The sequence below is a fragment of the Pseudomonas sp. S4_EA_1b genome (assembly GCF_016307435.1).
Classification (GTDB): Bacteria; Pseudomonadota; Gammaproteobacteria; order Pseudomonadales; family Pseudomonadaceae; genus Aquipseudomonas; species Aquipseudomonas rhodesiae.
The window spans coordinates 1-18,359 of sequence record NZ_JAEILC010000120.1 but is presented as its reverse complement, the minus strand read 5'-3'; the positions used below and the strand labels follow the sequence as shown (position 1 = coordinate 18,359).

General features: G+C 55.6%; 15 protein-coding genes. 7 read left to right on the top strand and 8 right to left on the bottom strand.

All coding sequences use genetic code 11. The features are described 5' to 3' along the window. Positions 1-19 precede the first annotated feature (19 nt). From YA0848_RS30345 to YA0848_RS30335, 3 genes are all read left to right on the top strand, one after another. Complete coding sequence (locus YA0848_RS30345) at positions 20-3,181, top strand: CusA/CzcA family heavy metal efflux RND transporter (RefSeq protein WP_010951454.1); 3,162 nt, start codon at positions 20-22, stop codon at positions 3,179-3,181. A 162-nt stretch (positions 3,182-3,343) separates the two neighbouring features. After that, positions 3,344-3,667, top strand: a complete 324-nt coding sequence (locus YA0848_RS30340; RefSeq protein WP_003253432.1) for a DUF2790 domain-containing protein — start codon at positions 3,344-3,346, stop codon at positions 3,665-3,667. 202 nt (positions 3,668-3,869) lie between these two features. Then, positions 3,870-5,867, top strand: a complete 1,998-nt coding sequence (locus tag YA0848_RS30335; protein ID WP_010951452.1) for a heavy metal translocating P-type ATPase — start codon at positions 3,870-3,872, stop codon at positions 5,865-5,867. Between the two features lie 92 nt (positions 5,868-5,959). Here the strand turns inward: YA0848_RS30335 and YA0848_RS30330 are convergent, their stop codons facing one another. From YA0848_RS30330 to YA0848_RS30310, 5 genes are all read right to left on the bottom strand, one after another. After that, a complete protein-coding gene (locus YA0848_RS30330) occupies positions 5,960-6,184 on the bottom strand; it encodes a hypothetical protein (RefSeq protein ID WP_010951451.1) in 225 nt (74 codons plus the stop codon). Positions 6,185-6,311: 127 nt separating this feature from the next. Continuing rightward, on the bottom strand, positions 6,312-7,337 hold the full coding sequence (locus YA0848_RS30325; RefSeq protein ID WP_011953109.1) for a hypothetical protein: 1,026 nt from the start codon (positions 7,335-7,337) through the stop codon (positions 6,312-6,314). A 298-nt stretch (positions 7,338-7,635) separates the two neighbouring features. Continuing rightward, positions 7,636-8,943, bottom strand: coding sequence for an OprO/OprP family phosphate-selective porin (locus YA0848_RS30320; protein ID WP_009395904.1), 1,308 nt, complete (start codon positions 8,941-8,943; stop codon positions 7,636-7,638). A gap of 326 nt (positions 8,944-9,269) precedes the next feature. Beyond that, positions 9,270-10,250, bottom strand: coding sequence for an IS5 family transposase (locus YA0848_RS30315; RefSeq protein ID WP_106117533.1), 981 nt, complete (start codon positions 10,248-10,250; stop codon positions 9,270-9,272). A 75-nt stretch (positions 10,251-10,325) separates the two neighbouring features. After that, positions 10,326-11,294 (bottom strand): LysR family transcriptional regulator, encoded by a 969-nt coding sequence (locus YA0848_RS30310; protein ID WP_198712588.1) that lies wholly within the window; start codon positions 11,292-11,294, stop codon positions 10,326-10,328. 257 nt (positions 11,295-11,551) lie between these two features. Between YA0848_RS30310 and YA0848_RS30305 the strand changes: the two genes are divergently transcribed. From YA0848_RS30305 to YA0848_RS30295, 3 genes are read left to right on the top strand one after another with little or no spacing between them, the layout of a single operon-like run. Then, entirely contained in the window at positions 11,552-11,971 is a 420-nt protein-coding gene (locus tag YA0848_RS30305) for a GtrA family protein (protein ID WP_010951446.1), read from the top strand. Next, positions 11,937-12,920, top strand: a complete 984-nt coding sequence (locus YA0848_RS30300) for a glycosyltransferase family 2 protein (RefSeq protein ID WP_010951445.1) — start codon at positions 11,937-11,939, stop codon at positions 12,918-12,920. Before YA0848_RS30305 ends, YA0848_RS30300 begins: the two co-directional genes overlap by 35 nt. Next, positions 12,914-14,368, top strand: coding sequence for a phospholipid carrier-dependent glycosyltransferase (locus tag YA0848_RS30295; protein ID WP_010951444.1), 1,455 nt, complete (start codon positions 12,914-12,916; stop codon positions 14,366-14,368). Before YA0848_RS30300 ends, YA0848_RS30295 begins: the two co-directional genes overlap by 7 nt. Before the next feature lie 82 nt (positions 14,369-14,450). Here YA0848_RS30295 and YA0848_RS30290 read toward each other — a convergent pair whose 3' ends face one another. Further along, complete coding sequence (locus tag YA0848_RS30290) at positions 14,451-14,672, bottom strand: hypothetical protein (protein WP_010951443.1); 222 nt, start codon at positions 14,670-14,672, stop codon at positions 14,451-14,453. Between the two features lie 266 nt (positions 14,673-14,938). On the opposite strand from YA0848_RS30290, the gene YA0848_RS30285 reads away from it, so the two are divergent. After that, a complete protein-coding gene (locus YA0848_RS30285; RefSeq protein WP_010951442.1) occupies positions 14,939-15,526 on the top strand; it encodes a hypothetical protein in 588 nt (195 codons plus the stop codon). A gap of 57 nt (positions 15,527-15,583) precedes the next feature. Here the strand turns inward: YA0848_RS30285 and YA0848_RS30280 are convergent, their stop codons facing one another. Then, positions 15,584-17,002, bottom strand: a complete 1,419-nt coding sequence (locus tag YA0848_RS30280) for a heavy metal sensor histidine kinase (RefSeq protein WP_198712587.1) — start codon at positions 17,000-17,002, stop codon at positions 15,584-15,586. After that, the gene (locus YA0848_RS30275; RefSeq protein WP_003253457.1) at positions 16,999-17,673 is read right to left on the bottom strand and encodes a heavy metal response regulator transcription factor; all 675 of its coding nucleotides are present in this window, start codon (positions 17,671-17,673) and stop codon (positions 16,999-17,001) included. Before YA0848_RS30275 ends, YA0848_RS30280 begins: the two co-directional genes overlap by 4 nt. Between the last annotated feature and the right edge of the window lie 686 nt (positions 17,674-18,359).

Here is an 18,359-nt window from a genome sequence, read left to right as displayed (position 1 = left end):
ACTGACAGGATGATTTCTCATGTTTGAACGTATCATCAGATTCGCCATCGAGCAGCGCATCGTAGTAATGATCGCCGTTCTGATCATGGCGGGTATCGGTATCTACAGCTATCAAAAGCTGCCCATCGATGCGGTACCCGATATCACCAACGTCCAGGTGCAGATCAACACTGCAGCGCCTGGTTACTCGCCCTTGGAAACCGAACAACGGATCACGTTTCCAGTTGAAACGGCCATGGCCGGTCTCCCGGGCCTTCAGCAGACCCGTTCCCTGTCTCGCTCTGGCCTGTCTCAGGTCACCGTGATCTTCAAGGATGGCACTGACATCTTCTTTGCCCGCCAGTTGATCAACGAGCGGCTGCAGGTTGCGAAGGAACAGCTGCCAGAAGGTGTAGAGGCCGTCATGGGTCCGGTATCTACCGGCCTCGGCGAGATCTTCCTGTGGACTGTTGAAGCCGAAGATGGCGCGGTCAAAGAGGACGGTACGCCGTACACCCCGACCGACCTGCGCGTGATCCAGGACTGGATCATCAAGCCTCAGCTGCGTAACGTCCCGGGTGTGGCCGAGATCAATACCATCGGCGGTTATGCCAAGCAGTTCCTGGTTGCGCCGGATCCAAAGCGCCTGGCTACCTACAAGCTGACACTCAATGACCTGGTCGCAGCGTTGGAAAGTAACAACGCCAACGTCGGTGCCGGCTACATCGAGCGTAATGGTGAACAGTTGCTCATCCGTGCACCGGGTCAGGTAGGCAATATCGAAGACATCGCCAACATCGTGATCACCAGTGTGGATGGTGCACCGATTCGCATCAGCAGCGTTGCTGACGTCAGCATCGGTAAAGAGCTCCGTACAGGTGCTGCTACTGAGAACGGCCGCGAAGTCGTGCTCGGTACCGTGTTCATGCTGATTGGTGAAAACAGCCGCACCGTATCTCAAGCTGTCGCCGCCAAATTGGCGGACATCAACCGCACCCTGCCAAAGGGCGTGGTGGCTGTGACTGTTTACGACCGTACCAACCTGGTTGAAAAAGCCATCGCGACGGTGAAGAAGAACCTGGTGGAAGGCGCGATCCTGGTTATCGCCATTCTGTTCCTGTTCCTCGGCAACATCCGTGCGGCTCTGATCACCGCGATGGTGATTCCGCTGTCCATGCTGTTCACCTTCACAGGCATGTTCAACAACAAGGTCAGTGCCAACTTAATGAGTTTGGGGGCACTCGACTTCGGCATCATCGTCGACGGTGCCGTGGTTATTGTAGAAAACGCGATCCGTCGACTGGCTCATGCGCAACATAAGCATGGCCGCATGCTCACCAAAACCGAACGCTTCCACGAGGTCTTTGCCGCGGCGCGAGAAGCTCGCCGGCCGCTGATCTTCGGTCAGCTGATCATCATGGTGGTGTACCTGCCGATCTTCGCCCTCACCGGCGTCGAAGGCAAAATGTTCCACCCGATGGCCTTCACCGTTGTGATGGCGCTGCTGGGTGCAATGGTCCTGTCCGTTACCTTTGTTCCTGCAGCTATTGCCATGTTCGTCACTGGCAAGGTGAAGGAAGAGGAAGGCGTGGTCATGCGCACAGCTCGACTGCGCTATGAACCGGTTCTGCAATGGGTGCTGGGACATCGGAACATCGCTTTCTCGGCCGCAGTAGCCTTGGTCGTGCTCAGTGGTTTGCTGGCAAGTCGTATGGGTAGCGAGTTCATCCCAAGCCTCAGTGAGGGTGACTTTGCGATGCAGGCCATGCGTGTGCCTGGAACGAGCCTCACTCAATCTGTCGAGATGCAGCAGCGTCTGGAGAAAGCGGTGATTGCGCAGGTGCCTGAAGTTGAGCGGATGTTCGCACGCTCGGGTACCGCAGAAATTGCATCTGACCCGATGCCGCCGAACGCCTCTGACGCCTACATCATGCTCAAGCCTCAGGATCAGTGGCCTAACCCGAAGAAGCCTCGTGATGAGCTGATTGCTGAAGTGCAGAAGGCCGCAGCGGGTGTTCCAGGAAGCAACTACGAGTTGTCGCAGCCAATCCAACTGCGTTTCAACGAGCTGATTTCGGGCGTGCGTAGTGACGTCGCTGTGAAAGTCTTCGGCGATGACATGGACGTGCTCAACAACACCGCCAACAAGATCGCGGCAGCGCTCAAAGCGGTCCCGGGCTCATCGGAAGTGAAAGTTGAGCAGACATCCGGCCTGCCGGTGCTGACCATCAACATTGACCGCGAAAAAGCAGCACGCTACGGCCTGAACATCGCGGATGTTCAGAACTCGATCGCTATCGCCGTGGGTGGCCGTCAGGCCGGCACGCTGTATGAGGGCGACCGTCGGTTCGACATGGTAGTACGCCTACCAGAGACCGTTCGCACCGACGTAGCGGGTATGTCCAGCTTGCTGATCCCGGTACCTGCCAATGCGGCACAGGGTGCCAATCAGATCGGCTTCATCCCGCTGTCCCAGGTCGCCAATCTGGACCTGCAACTGGGCCCGAACCAAATCAGCCGCGAGAACGGCAAACGTCTGGTTATCGTCAGCGCCAACGTTCGAGGCCGCGATCTGGGGTCCTTCGTTGAGGAGGCGACCGCATCGCTGGACAAGAAGGTGCAAATCCCTGCGGGCTACTGGACGACTTGGGGGGGCCAGTTCGAGCAGCTGCAGTCGGCTGCCAAACGCCTGCAGATCGTTGTTCCAGTCGCCTTGCTGCTGGTCATGACCTTGTTGTTCCTGATGTTCAACAACCTGAAGGACGGCATGCTGGTCTTCACCGGTATTCCATTCGCACTCACCGGTGGTGTTGTGGCGTTGTGGCTGCGGGACATCCCACTGTCGATCTCGGCAGGTGTCGGCTTCATTGCACTGTCCGGCGTTGCAGTACTGAACGGCCTGGTGATGATTGCCTTCATCCGCGGGCTAAGGGAGGAGGGACGAACGCTCAGACAGGCAGTCGATGAAGGTGCATTGACCCGTCTGCGACCTGTTCTGATGACAGCCTTGGTAGCGTCCCTGGGCTTCATCCCGATGGCTTTGGCCACCGGCACCGGTGCCGAAGTTCAGCGGCCATTGGCGACGGTGGTGATTGGCGGGATCCTGTCCTCCACCGCACTGACCTTGCTGGTACTGCCTGCCCTGTATCACTGGGCACACCGCAAGGATGAAGACGGCGACGAGGCCGAAGTGGTTAGCTAACAGCCTCCGCTAAAGAGAAGCCCACAACACGTGTTGTGGGCTTTTTTGTTTAAAGTGAAGTAGATGCACTTACCTTTCAAAATTGTAAGTTTCTCGTCATGCCGGTGATGCCTATGCATTGCTAAGGTTACGCCCGAGAAGTTTTGAAATTGAGAGGGTTTTATGAAAAAGCTAATTATCGCTGCTGCACTTGTTGTTTTCTCGGTGGCTTCGCAGGCCAACACTTTCTCCGAGAGCAAGCAGCTTCAATACACCAAGGAACACCAGACCGCAGTGGCCAAGTACGCGGAGAAAAATGGCAAGCCAATGCCAGAGATTCAGGATTACAAATATGGCATGAAGATAGACGTTGCGAAATTCGTACGTCAGTCGCAGGACCCCCGTACCTGCCAGGTCTATCCACGGTTGATGACCTTCGAGGACTCCCAGGGCACGCTCAAGACTGTTCGTTACTCGATGTATTCGCAATGCATCAACAACAAGTAGTAAACGATTTGAACAGAACAATTAGAGAATTCATAAATGCCAGGCAGTGCCTGGCATTTTTTATTACGCCCGATACCCCATAGCTTCGAAATGTTAACGCCTGGGCTCGGGCAAACCGTGCAATAGATCTTAGCCAACCAACAGAGACGGCTCCCCAACTGCAGAGGGCAATTGGAAGCCTTGACCCCAGAAGGGACGAGTTATGAAGAGTTTGCTTGAACGCCCTGATGACCAAGCCGGGCATGAAGGTCATAGCCATGAGCATGGCGGCATTTTTGGAATGAACACAGAGCTGATTTTCGCGCTGATCTGTGGTGCTCTCCTGGGTGCCGGAGCTCTCGCAGGAAAACTTGGCCTGATTGATCGTCTGCCTCTGATTCTGTACGTGTCGGCCTACGTGTTCGGTGGATGGTTCACCACTAAGGAAGCGGTTACCAACATCCGTCAGAAACGCTTCGAGATCGACTCGCTGATGCTTCTCGCCGCAGTCGGTGCCGCGAGCATCGGCGCCTGGGCGGAGGGGGCTCTGCTGCTGTTCCTGTTCAGTCTGGGGCATTCCCTTGAAAGCTACGCGATGGGGCGGGCCAAGAAAGCGATTGAGGCACTGTCCAAGCTCGCACCAGCCACCGCGATCGTACGCAGAGCAAATGGCACGGTGGAGATGCCCGTGGAGCTGCTGGTTCCCGGTGACGTTGTCATCGTGCGCCCCAATGACCGCCTGCCGGCCGATGGTTTTGTAGTCGTAGGCTCCTCAAGTATCAACCAGGCGCCAGTAACCGGTGAGAGCGTCCCCGTGGACAAGCAACCTGTTCCTGATGCCGAACTCGCACGCAGCAAGCCAGATGCAGTGGATGCAGCCTCGAAAGTCTTCGCCGGTACCATCAATGGCGAAACGCTCATCGAGGTTGAGGTAACCCGGCGCTCTACGGAGAGTACCTTGGCGCGGGTCATCAAGATGGTCAGTGAAGCCGAAGTCAGGAAGTCACCGACCCAGCGATTCACGGACCGCTTCCAACGCATATTCGTCCCGTTGGTTTTACTGCTGGTAGTCGGGCTGCTATTTGCCGGCATTTTCCTTGACGAGCCGTTCCGTGACTCGTTCTACCGGGCGATGGCCGTACTGGTTGCAGCCAGCCCCTGCGCGCTCGCGATCGCTACACCAAGCGCCATTCTCTCTGGCATCGCCAGGGCAGCCCGAGGTGGCGTGCTGATCAAGGGCGGTGCGCCACTTGAAGAGCTTGGATCATTGAATGCCATGGCATTCGACAAGACCGGTACCCTGACCGAAGGGCGCCCACGTATCACCGATGTAATACCCATAGGCGGCACGCAGATCGAGGATCTGCTAAACGTCGCCATCGCTGTGGAGTCGATGAGCGACCATCCGCTGGCTGCGGCAATTGTGCGTGACGGTGAAGAGATGATTGGCACACGGCGCCGATTCCAAGCCAAGAACATGAGCAACATGATTGGCCGCGGCGTGCGTGCTGAGCTTGATGGGCAGTTCGTCTGGATTGGCAAGGTCGAGATGTTCGGTACCAATGGTATTCCCGCACTCAGCAAGGCAGCCCTGGAGGCTGCGGAGCGTCTACGTCAGTCAGGCCGTACCACCATGGTGGTACGGCGTGCTGACAAGGATCTGGGCGCTATCGGGCTATTGGACACACCCCGGGAGGGGGCCAAAGAGGCACTCCAGAAGCTTAGAGAGATGGGCATCGAACGCATGGTCATGATTTCTGGAGACCACAACCGCGTTGCAGAGGCTGTAGCCAAACAAGTTGGCTTAGATGAAGCGTGGGGAGACCTGATGCCGGAAGACAAGGTCAAGGCCATCAAAAACCTGCGCCTTAGCGCCAAGGTGGCCATGGTGGGTGACGGCGTCAATGATGCCCCTGCCATGGCCAGTTCGAGCGTTGGTATCGCAATGGGGGCTGCTGGATCTGATGTTGCCCTGGAAACGGCTGATATCGCGCTTATGGCTGACGACATCAGGCAACTCCCATTTGCGGTGGGGCTGAGCCGTCACACGCGATCGATCATCCACCAGAATCTGTTCGTCAGCTTGGGGATTGTGGCCATCCTGGTTCCGTCCACCATCATGGGCTTGAGCATTGGTGCCGCTGTTGCGATCCATGAGGGCTCCACACTGTTGGTCGTCTTCAACGCCTTGCGCCTGTTGGCCTACCGCAGAAGCACCTGATCCCTGAGCTTCAATCATGAAGCTAAGCAGGGAAATGACCTGAAGTAGAAGTACGGGTCGTGCGCGATCAGCGCACGACCCGTACTTTTCTCTCACTCGTCGATCCCGATGCGCTTGAGGCTTTCAAGGGCCTTTCCGCACTCAGGTGAGCCATGCCGTAAGCCGCAGGCCAATGCAGCTTTGAGGCTCATGACACCGGCTACGAAACCGACTTGATTGCCGACTCCGTGTCCGTCCGCAAATCCCTGATCATACGCAATCTCGACAAGCGCATTGATCGCCGCCAGGGTGTCCTGTTTGTTTTTACTCTTTTGCATATCTACTCCGCGAGCATTCAGCTCATATCGCTCGGTTAGGTGGCGGCGCCTTCAGGTTTGGGGTGAGCGAATCCCGCTCCCATAGCCAATCCCTAACGGGGGGCTCAGCCCGCCACCGTAAGGAAAATCAGCTATTGAGAGCAGATGACTCGTTTTGGTCACCCGTGCTGCTCGCCTCACCGCATTGGCACTGAGTGGGTACATCCGGGTAGTCGCTGTGATTCTCAATGAACAGCGTTCGGCAGGTTTCGCACCCATAGATCCGGGGCAGGGATTTAAGGCCGCTCGGAAGCACGTCACTCAGAGGCTCGTTATGCCAAGGAGCCCCGTCAAGGATTCTTGAACGCAGGATGTTTCCCAGGCGCCAGGTGTCACTTTGTGCGCGCCAGGACCACATCGGCGCAGAAAGCGAATACTGGATGAAGGTCTCTTGTGACTGCCTGGATAGCGGGTACTTGGGGCGGGTCCAGCCGGAATCGATGATGCTGAACCCCATGCCCATTTCTGCGCTCGGGTGGGTCTTTTCACCAAAGAAACGGTCATGCGTCGCTGGAGCCGTCGCATGATGGTCAGTCGGTGGGAATACCCACAGATAACACTCATCCCGGTTGACCATGCTGATGAGCTCGCTTGGCCCCCGCATGGGGGAATTTGCAGCCAGGGCGAAGCGATCCTTCCACGACATTTTGGGAGGCGGCGCAATACCAGCAGCGATGGCCAACGTGGCAGTCTTGGGGACGAAGCGATCGCCTAGCTCGTTCAGATCCAGGTTCTTGCAGAGAGCCTTGAAGGCCTTTTTGCGAGTCTTCGAGCTGAAGGAGGGGTCAAGGAGCAGGCGAACCTGGTTCACGCCGATTCCCGCAGTTCGTAGCACCTCAATGACTTCTTCAGCCACACCGACTGCTTGAAGATCGGTCAATCCTAAGCACGTTTTCGCCCGCTCGACCGCCGCGTAGAGGTTGTACTGCCGTGTCTCGTTGTCACGACAGACCTGAATTGGCAGCTTGTCTTGGATGGCAACTTGCGGTGCAACGGAGCCGATGGCCGCGTGGAACAGCTGGTGGAGGTGCAGATGAGAGTACGGGCGGCCAGAAGCCGAGAACGAGGCGTGCAGCTGAGCAGCGAGAGGTTGAAGCAGCTTTTTTGCAGACATGACTATCCCCTAATGAGCGACGTTGGGGTAGCTGCGCTTGTAGGGCCGTTAGACGCGAAGCTGGACGTCGAATCAGGTTCAATCATGAATAGGAGTCAGGTTTGATTTGCTTGCACGGCCACCATGCAAAGCCCGACGCGGCAATCACATCAGATTCGCCGAGCTTTGGCAAGAGCGGTCATCGGTAAGCGAAAGCAGGTAGGAGGAGGGCGCTCCATGCTTGATCACCTCCAGAAACAGGAAAGCCGGAAGCACGTTGAGCGCTTCCGGCTTTCTCACGTCAGACTGATGAGAGGGATCAGAAGACGTATTGCAGGCGGGTCACGATGGCATTGCCGCTGTCGTCGCCCACGGTGTTCTCGTTGTTGTCGGTGCGCACGTTGATGTAGTTGGCACTGACTTTCACCGCCTCGTTGACGTACCAGTTCACACCCACCGTGTGGCTCTTGGCCTTGCGCTCGTTCGATTGGTCCGCCGCGGTGACCAGGTTGCCGTCTTCGACCTTGATATCGTCAAAGCGGTAGAAGACTTCCCAGGCCCCCAGTTCCTTGTTCTCTGGTTTGATAGTGTCGAACTTGGCACCATCGAGCTTGTAGATACGCGGCTCGCCGGTCAGGGTGTAAGCCATCTGGGCGTAGTAACCGGAGGCCTTCATGTCGTTGTTGGCCTGGTCAGCTTTCAGCTTGCGGCGAAGGTATTCCGCTTGAACCGAGAACGGGCCGGTGGCCCAGGCACCTTCGAGACCCCAGACCGAGTCGTCCTTCCACAGGCCATCTTGTGCAGCAGCACCGCCAAACAGCATGCGGTTGCCGTTGGTGCCGGCATCGCCGCCGCCATTGGTATCTACACCGCGGACGCCCAGACGCGAACGAATCCGGGTATCGACCGCACTGTTTTTGAGGTCGCGGTAAGCGTACTGAGCACCGACGTGCAGGACGTTGCCATCACTGTGCAGCGGTGCGAACACGCCACGTACGTTGTAGCGCTTGGTGCTGTCGCCATCCGAGTTGTTATTGGTTTCGCTGAAAACGCTACCGGAAACATAAGCCATGTCAGCGATGGTGCTGGTGGCTTGAACACCCATGCCGGCGTTGTCGTTGATCCAGTCCGCCAGGTCGTACGAGAGGTTCCGCTCCATGGCGGTGGTCCACTTCGAACTGGTGGCTTTCTCAAGACCGAAGTCGGTGTAGAAACGGCCAAAGCGCAGTTGCACCGGCTTGAAACCCGTGTAGGTCAGGCTGGCTTCGTCGAAGTAGCCGTCGGAGTCGTTGCCCGTGTTGCGGGAAAGGTCGTAGTTGAGCTGATACTTCCAGTCGCGGTACAGCACGCCACCGAGCTCAAGGTAGGCGCGACGGAAGTAGCCTGCGTCAGCGGTATCGCCATTCTTGGTGAAGACACCATCGAAACGGCCGTAGTCGGCCTGAACTCGGCCGCCCAGTTTGAAACTGAATTCCTTGTCAGAAGTCGATACTTCAAGACCGCCCTTGGTCTTCAGAACGATGTCAGCTCCGTCAGTGGTTACTGTTCCGGAGAATGCTTGCGAGGAAAATGTGCCTATTATTGCGGCAGCCAACAGCTTTTCCCGCATGTTCGAAGAACGGATCATTGCTTGCCTCTCGTATGTTAAGTGCTTAGCTACCGACGTTATATTTCGCCCTGCGCCGGCCTAAATTTATCTTGCAGATGGGAGCAGGCCACGGTTGTCACCTGCTGTAACAAGATGCCTTTGTTCTAAGCACTCTGACTAGGTTGCAAGCGAATATGACAGTTGTGTTTCTGTAGTGTTAACGGAGGAGTTTCAAACCTAAGGATGCTCCGATCAACTTGCTGCGCGGCGGCCGCAAGTCGTAATTTGCACGGCACGCAGCGCTATTTGCTCAAAACGACCTGATGCAGTGTTCATCGAGGGCGTTTTTCGCCCGGTTTTCCATGTTAAGCGCGCAACTCGCCCATACCCATCAGTTGTTTTCGAGCCATCCACAGGTTCGACAGGGCGAACAATGTGGTCAACTGAGCCGTGTTTTTCATCAGCCCACGAAAGCGCACTTTCACGTACCCAAATTGGCATTTGATCACCCGAAACGGATGTTCGACCTTGGCCCGTGTCTGGGCTTTGCAGTACTCAATCTTGCGCTTGGCCTTGTAGAGCACGCTGCGTTTATTCAACTTGGAATAGGTGCTGCGGCGCGCCGCGATTTGCCAGATCACTTCACGATTTTCATGCTCTTCACGCTTCTCAACGCCGGTGTATCCGGCGTCTGCATACACTGCATTTTCTTCGCCATGCAAAAGCTCGGCGACCTGTGTGACATCGGCGACGTTGGCGGCGGTGCCGTGGACGTGATGAACCAAGCCGGACTCGACATCAGCGCCAATATGGGCCTTCATTCCGAAGAAATACTGGTTACCTTTTTTGGTCTGATGCATCTCGGGGTCGCGCTTTCCCTCTTCGTTTTTAGTCGAACTGGGAGCATGAATAATGGTGGCATCGACGATAGTGCCCTGACGCAGAGACATGCCTTTGCCCTGCAAATAACCATTGATGACCGCGAGGATTGCAGGTGCAAGCTGATGCTTTTCCAATAAGTGCCGGAAATTCATGATCGTGGTGTCTTCAGGTATCGGGGCGCTCAAGGTCAAACGTGCAAACTGGCGCATGGGCGTGATTTCGTAGAGCGTTTCTTCCATGGTCGGATCGCTCAGGGAAAACCAATTCTGCAACAGATGAATACGCAGCATGGTTTCCAGAGGATAGGGTTTTCTGCCGCCACCGGCCTTGGGGTAGAACGGCTCGATCAGGCCCAGCAGACCCGTCCAGGGCACGACCTGATCCATCTCGGCGAGGAAGCGTTCGCGGCGTGTCTGCTTGCGCTTGCCGGCGTATTCGAAATCGGAAAAGCTCATCTGGCTCATAGGCGGCTCGGATCAGGTGGTCAGGCGTATTTCAGCACATTTGAAAACTTGTTCGGAGATTCCCTAACAAAACTGTTACCGAACAAGCCAGTCCTTCTTATCAAAGAAGCTCTTCTTGATCAATCTTCGAATTTCCAAAACCTGCGGATTGCGGACAAGCTTCGTTTTGATAACAAGATAGACATCTTTCTCCTCCAGGTCGTCCAGGAAACCCGGCACGGGTAGGATATTTCTCTCCAGTTTTCGGCTGTAGTCGGGCAGCACTCCAATACGCGCACCGCCAACGACAAGGCCTCGTGATAGGTTGTAGCTCTTGACCCGAGTGGTACCGCCCTGATGCTCAGCCATTATCGATGCCCACTTTCGTGAGCCCGCCAAGATCTCTTCATCCCAAGGGACAACGAGCATGAAGTTGTGCAAATCCAAGCTCTCCACTGGAAGGGTGACGCTTCTTGAATAGCGGCTGGAAATGAACAGGGCGTGCCCAATCCGGCCAAGCCGTTCAAACCTATACGTAGGATGGCGATCAAGCGCGCCTTTATCATCTGGGCTCACCAAAGCGATACCCACATCGACTTCACACTCAGAAAGCATCTGCGTTGTGCATTCTGAATGGATTTCCAGCTGCATTTCGGCATGATCACGCACGTAGGCGACTAGATCGCGGTTTACGATGTCGTTCAGCACTGGCTCTGTGATCGCGATGGTAAGCCTGGGGACTTCCTTTTCACCGGACTTGCCAAGGCCGTCTGGGCCGAAGAGCTGGCACAGGTAATGGCTGACCCTCTCGCCTGTGCGGGTCAGGGCAAGCTTGTTGTGTTTGTAGACAAACACGGGAGCACCAATGTGCTCTTCCAGTTTCTCCAAGCGTTTCCGCAGGCCTACCACTGGCACATTGAGCCCTCGGGCAGCCTGTTTGAAACTGGCACAACGTGCTGTTGCGAAAAACTCTACGGCCAGCTGATCATCAATTGGCAAATCATCCAATATGTCAGGGCTGTAAGGAACAACGGTGCTTGTATATGTTTCATTTTGTGTAACCATTAGGTCCCCCTTAATTCGGGGAATCTATCTCAATGCCACCCGGTGTTTCCTTATCTTGTCAACATTGTAATCCACGGGTCATGCATGCGTTATCGGAAGGCTTTTATTTCGAAAGCGTAATTTTCAGGCAATCCCTCTGATATTGTAGCGTGCTAGCCTAGTGCGCCGACTTGTTACTTACCATATATAGATTCGGCTAATTACGCATTTACATTTAGTTCACTATTTTTTCACCTTTGCCTCCATAGGCTTTGGGCATGGAAAATCAAACCCCACCTCTTACTACCTTACTGATTCGTTATCTGGGGATCGGCTTCATAGCAACGGGAGTCCATTATGCGGTGTTCCTATTGCTGGTTACGACAGAATTCGTTACTCCGTTACTGGCCAGTATCTGTGGCGGCATGGTTGGCGCAATCGCGAGCTTCATTGGAAATAGGGCGCTCTGTTTTGTGGCAGATGGCTCTCGTAAGTTTCAGCCTGTCAGGTTTGCACTGGTCGCGTTAACCACAAACTTCGGCAATGGCGTGGGTATGTGGTTCCTCATCAAGTCGAATCTGTCACCGCTCATCTCCCAAGTCGTAGTGACCTTAAGCCTCACTGCACTTGGATTCATTGCACATCGTTTTTGGACATTCAATCATGCAGACATTACATCGCTTTCCCGAGCGCCCTGATCCCTTGTTAACCATCGTGGTCCCTTGCTTCCAGGAAGAGGAAACCATCCCCGAGTTCCACCAGCGAATCACCCGCGTGGTGAAGCGCTTACCCGTCTCCTGCGAAATCCTCTATGTCGACGACGGCAGTAATGACCGGACGGCCGACATTCTTCGCCACTATCAGGATGGGTCATCTGTACGTTGCCTGTCCCTGAGTCGCAACTTCGGCAAAGAGGCTGCACTGAGCGCCGGGATAGACCATGCCCGTGGCAGTGCGCTGATCTTCATTGATGTCGACCTGCAGGATCCACCAGAGCTCATCGCGGCCATGGTGGACTACTGGCAACGCGGCTACGACGTGGTGAACATGCAGCGCAACCTGAGAATCGGTGATTCGTGGTTCAAGCGCATGAGTGCCCGGGCTTACTACTGGGTCATGCAGCGCCTGGTGGAGAAGGTGGACATGCCGGCCGATGTCAGCGATTTCCGATTGATTGGGCCTGCGCCGCTGGCAGCCCTGCGGGCCCTGGATGAACGCTCCAGGATTCTCAAAGGCATGATCGGCTGGGTAGGCTTTCGTACCATCGAACTGCCCTACAATCGCACTGTTCGCCATGCCGGGAGCACCAAATGGAATGCAGCTGGCCTGTTCAATCTGGCCATCGAGAGCATCGTCAGCTTCTCTCGCAAACCACTGCGCATTTTCAGCCTCATCAGTTTCGGTCTTTTCGTCTCCAGCATCTGCTACATGCTTGCGTCGCTTGTGGCAGGCAGTTTCGACATCCATCACCTGATCGTCGGAATGGCTTCATTCATGTGCGTCGGTGTCGCCATGGTGGGGGAGTACCTGGGCGTGACACTCGCGGAAGTGAAGCGCCGGCCTCTCTATTTCCTGAAGCACAGCAACAAGGCAGATCCCGTGTCACTCCACCCTTCGATGGCTTCGATCGAGGGTAAGAAATGCTGAACCTGAAGAACGAGAGGACGCTGTGGTGGGTCCTGGGTTCGATTTTGCTATTGCGTTTGGTGGGGCTGGGCATCTACCCGCTGATGGACACATCTGAGGCCCGTTACGCTGAAATGGCTCGCAAGATGGTCGAGTTGAATGACTGGATCACGCCCATGTTCGACTACGGGGTACCGTTCTGGGGCAAGCCTCCGTTGTCCTTCTGGACCCAGGCCGCGAGCATGACGGTCTTCGGCGTTAACGAGTTCGCTGCGCGCTTCCCAGCGTGGCTACTCCACCTGGCAAGCTGTTTCATCATCATCAAACTCGGCACGCAGCAGATTTCTCGTAACGCCGGCATCTGGGCTGCCATTATTTTTTCCAGCACCACACTTGGCCTGGTCTCCAGCGGTGTTGTGCTGACTGACCCTGTTTTGTCGTTCTCGATTCTGCTGGCCAGCTACGGTTTCTGGCGTTGGATGAAGTGCGCCAGCAAGGCGGATGCCTACCTGATGTTCGCAGGTCTCGGGCTGGGCTTGCTTGCCAAAGGGCCGCTGACCCTGGTGCTTATGGGGGCGCCGGCATTCGCCTGGTTCGTTATCTACAAGGAATGGGGACGGGTACTGAGGCTTCCCTGGATTAGCGGCCTTGTACTCATGTTCGGTATATCCGTGCCATGGTATGTCGCGGCCGAGATGAAAACGCCCGGCTTCATGGAGTACTTCTTCGTTGGTGAGCACTGGAGCCGCTACGTCGTCAGTAACTGGGCAGGGGACCTCTATGGTAGTGCTCATGCCAAGCCGTACGGCAGCATCTGGATCCAGCTCGGATTGTCGCTACTGCCATGGGCCTTGTTTCTACCACTGTTGATCCGCAAGCGTGGATCGATGCAGCGCTTCAAAGCCTACCTCTGGCTGTGGGCCTTGGCGACACCGGTCTTCTTCACATTTGCAGGCAACATTCTGTGGACCTACCTGCTACCCGCGCTGCCAGCGTGGGCATTGCTGCTGTCTGCACGGGTCAGCGAAGTTGGCCCGAAGACCACCTGGGCTGCCGCTGCGAGCGCATTGGTGTTGCCAATCATCGGTGCGGGCATCATCTACGCCGGGGTACTAGAGGAGCGCCCTCAGAATCAGCGGGATGTGGTTCAAGCCTGGCTCAATGTGCAGTCTGCTCATTCCGCTCCCCTGATCTATCCTGGCCGCCGCTCATACTCGTCGGAGTTTTACAGCAGCGGGAAGTCCGAGAACATCAAGGATCCTGCCAAGTGGCCGCGGGATGGCTCGTTCTATCTGTCCAGGCGCTTGCGAGACAGCAAGGATGGTCTGCCCGCTGATCTAGCTTGCACATCGATCACCGAAGCGAACGCCAGCCAGCTCCTGCTGTGCCATTGGAAACGCCCCGCACAAGGTGCCGAGGGTCTGGCCGGAGAAAGCAATGCGGAAACGCCTCGCAAGAACGAAGGCTAAATTCCAAGCACAAAAAAGCCAGGTTTTACCCTGGCTTTTTTGTCGATTTCTTTCGTCATTTGAAGTCCTATTTAACCGCCGATTAATTGTCGGCTTGTTCCTTACCATCCTTGCTTTCTTTCTTTTGCTCTTGAGCGACTTGTTGTTTGTTCTGGTCCGAAGAGTCATCGCTCCATAGGCGAGCCTGTTCGGTTCGGAAGTTCTCGTTGAACTGTTTCGTTCGCTCGAAGCCGCCTTCAGCGTAAGCGGTACCCATGAGACCCAGCAGCAGGCTGCCAATAGCGATAGATTTGACAAATTTCATTGTGAACCTCGGTTCATACTAGGCCAACCTGATTAGCGGCCTTTGTTGGTTTGTAGTTTAGGAACGCGAAGCTAACGACAAGGTGAGTCAATAATTACAATTCCGTAATTTTGGCTGCAGATAGGATGCGTTAAATCTTCAAATCTGGAAGGATCATGTCTATCTCGGCACTGTCGAGGGCGACTTCGAATTTTCTCTTAAATTACAATTTTGATATCTAGCGCGTTAATTCAGCGCGGCGTTGTTGGCCGCCCTAGGAGATAGCCATGAATGACATAGAGCCCTGGGCAGTTGCTATCGGTGACTTTCGCCGCTGCACTGAAAAACTCACTGTCCAGCTCGATGAGCTGACCTCGCAGACGCGCACCTCCAGCGCTGTTCTGGAGAGGTCGAACGAACTGGTGGAGCAGGTGGACGCTGTCGGCCGGCAGATTCAGGAGGAGGTGCGAAAGGCGGAGAAGGCTTGGTCGAACGCGGAGGAGGTTGCCTTGCGCGCCGCTGCATCAGCGTATTCAGCTGCATGCCGCGGAGTCGACACCGCCATCCAGCCACTGATCTCGGAGCTTACAGCAGCGACAAAGGCGGCGGACGCCTCTATCCAGGAGCTCAAGCGGGCACCGGTGCTGGCCAAGCGTTATGTGATGGTGGTCGCCACGGCGTTCTTCATTCTGGCGCTGATCTGTGTCTACTCGACCATGCGCCTGATCGATGCCGCCGGCAGCGTAAGTGCTCAAGAGAAAGTGAATGCTCAGTACTTCTCACACCTGTGGAAAAACGCCAATCCTGACGAACAGAAGATTATTAAGTCGGTGATTCTGCGGTCGCCCATGGACCCTGTGGTCCTTCGGCACTGATGCATTGAGGCAAACAAAAGGCCCGTCGATTGACGGGCCTAATCGTGTCTGCGCAATTTAAGCGGCGGTCATTGCCGGCTGCATTTGCTGGGCTTCCGGAAAGTGAAGGTGGAACCAGGTGAAGTTTTCTTCGGTCACCTCCACGCTCGCCGATCCCTGGTGCAGACTCATGATCGACTGCACAATGGCCAAGCCAAGACCGGTACCGCCTTCGCTCCGTGCTCGGCTCTTGTCCACACGGTAGAACCGCTCAAACAAGTGCGCGTGGTGTTCCTTGGCAATACCACGGCCGGGGTTGCCGACACTCAACGTCGTACCGCTCGCACTATGCTGCACCTTAACGTAGACCGTGCGGCCGCGAGGGCAGTAACGGATCGCGTTCGAGACCAGATTCGAGACGGCACGTTGAACCATCAGGCGATTCCCGCGCACCACGTCATCACTGCCGGAGATCTGCAGCTGAATCTCGCCTTCTTCTGCTGAAATGCTGAAGAGATCGCACACTCGCTGAACCTCGTCGACCAAGGAGACGGATTCGAACTCCACCATTGATGCTGGATGACTGACCTGGGCCAAGAACAGCATGTCGGAAACCATGCGGCTCATGCGGTCCAGCTCTTCTGTGCACGACTCCAGAACCTCCCGGTACTCGGAAAGCGATCGTTCTCTGGTCAAGGCAACCTGGGCCTTGCCCATCAGGTTGGAAAGCGGTGCTCGAAGTTCGTGAGCAAGGTCGTCAGAAAACTGCGAGAGCTGCTGAACCCCATCATCCAGGCGAGCCAGCATGATGTTGATGCCGTCGGCGAGCATTTTGAGTTCTGCCGGCATCCCATCAGTTGGAAGGCGATGGTCGAGGCTCTCGGTTGAGATTTTCGAGGCGATCTTGAGGAACTTGGTCAGTGGTAGCAGGCCTCTGCGCACAGTCCACCAGCCAATGGCCAAGATCAGTGCGAGGATGACGGGGGGCATCATCAAGGCCCAGGTCAGCAACGCATCGAGCAGCGCCTCACTGGATGACTGGTCCATGGTCATATAGACGCTGACCTCTGTTCCATCGCCCAAACGCATGATTCGAGAAGCACTCAGCAGAGGACGGTCCTGCGTATCACGCCATTCGTGCTCTTTGGGCTGGGCCGCCGGCTGAAACTTGTGCACCTCCAGATTGACCTGTTTCGAGCCAATCGAGAGCAGGGGAGTCTGATTCTGTGAGGTATCGAATATGCTCACATACAGGTTGTTGTGGCCCATGACCAAATCGACAAGCTGATGCGCATCCGCGTTGACGCCGGAGATGTCCGGGATGGTGGACAGGTTGTGAGCCATCCCCGCCATCTTTACTTCCAGGTCTGCTCTGGCATTTCTTTCCAGAGCCTTGCCTACCATCAGATAGCCAAAGGTGGCGAACAGAAGCAGCAACGCTGCGCTCATCAACCCAACTTTTAACCCCAGCTTTGCAGTCAGGCTGAATGGCCTCATGCGCGTTCCTCAAAAACGTACCCAACGCCACGAAGCGTGTGAATGAGCTTGGTTTCAAACGGGTCATCGATCTTCGAGCGCAAGCGCCGGATGGCTACATCGATGACATTGGTGTCGCAATCGAAATTCATATCCCAGACCAACGAGATGATCTGAGAGCGAGTCAGCGCTTCGCCCGTTCGGCTCATGAGCAGGTGCAGAAGCGCAAATTCCTTGGTGGTGAGATCGATGCGTGTGCCACCGCGGAAGACGCGATGGCGGACGGAGTCGAGTTCCAGATCGGCAATTTTCAGCGAGCTCTTCTCGACTAACTCATCACCACGGCGTTGCAGCGAACGGATGCGAGCAAGCAGCTCAGGGAATTCGAATGGCTTCACAAGGTAGTCATCCGCGCCGCCGTCCAAGCCCTTGAGCTTGTCATTGATGCGTCCGCGGGCGGTCAGCATGATGATGCGGACCCGGCTGGTCTTACGGATGGTTTCCAGCAGGTCCCAGCCGTCGATACCCGGGAGGTTCACGTCCAGGAGGACCAACGAATAGACATTAGTGTTGAACAAGTGCAGAGCATCTACACCGTTGTGCACGATATCTACGACATACCCGCTTTCGGATAGGCCCTGCTGAAGATATTCGGCAGTTTTAATTTCGTCTTCCACAACTAGAACGCGCATAACTTATCTCAAGGTGTGAGGAAGGAGTTGGCCTAATCCGCCAAGATTATGGTTGCAGGCTGTTCGAAAGTTTGGCTGAGGGTATGGCATGTGGTAGTCGCTACCTCTGTCCATACGCCGGGTCACCTGAGGACGCTTGAATCTTAACGCGAAGAAGCTGGCCGCGGCGAAATCCTACAAATTTGTAATGTAGCCGCAAGATTTCTGACAGTCATGCAGGCTCCACCCCTAAGCATAGCGGATTCTGGGGCCTGCGGCGGTGTATGACAGATTCGCCTGGCAGGTGGAATCGGCCAGGACAGGCAGCATTTCGGTCGTTAGCTTGCAAGGACTGGTACTGGCCTTGGATCGAGGGCGCCACGCAGGCAGACCCCATGCACGGCCGCAAACCGCAGCGCCTTTCTGCAAATTAGTTCACGTGGCGGCTCGATATTCTCTCGAATAATTATCTTACAATCTATTACATGTCCAAATTGTAATTGCACGATCATCTTGGTGTTAGCCTCCTTTGCTAGTTTAAGGGCAGCGGAAGAGGCATCGCTGCTTTGGAAATTGTCTCATTTCAAAGCAGCTTGGCAAGAGCACCGAGCAGTTGTTCGCGCCAGTGCATTCACCTGTAAACCATACGCTCCTTTGGTAGGTGAATTTTAGCGCCCCCCTACGGGCGCTTTTTTATGTGCGCCCAG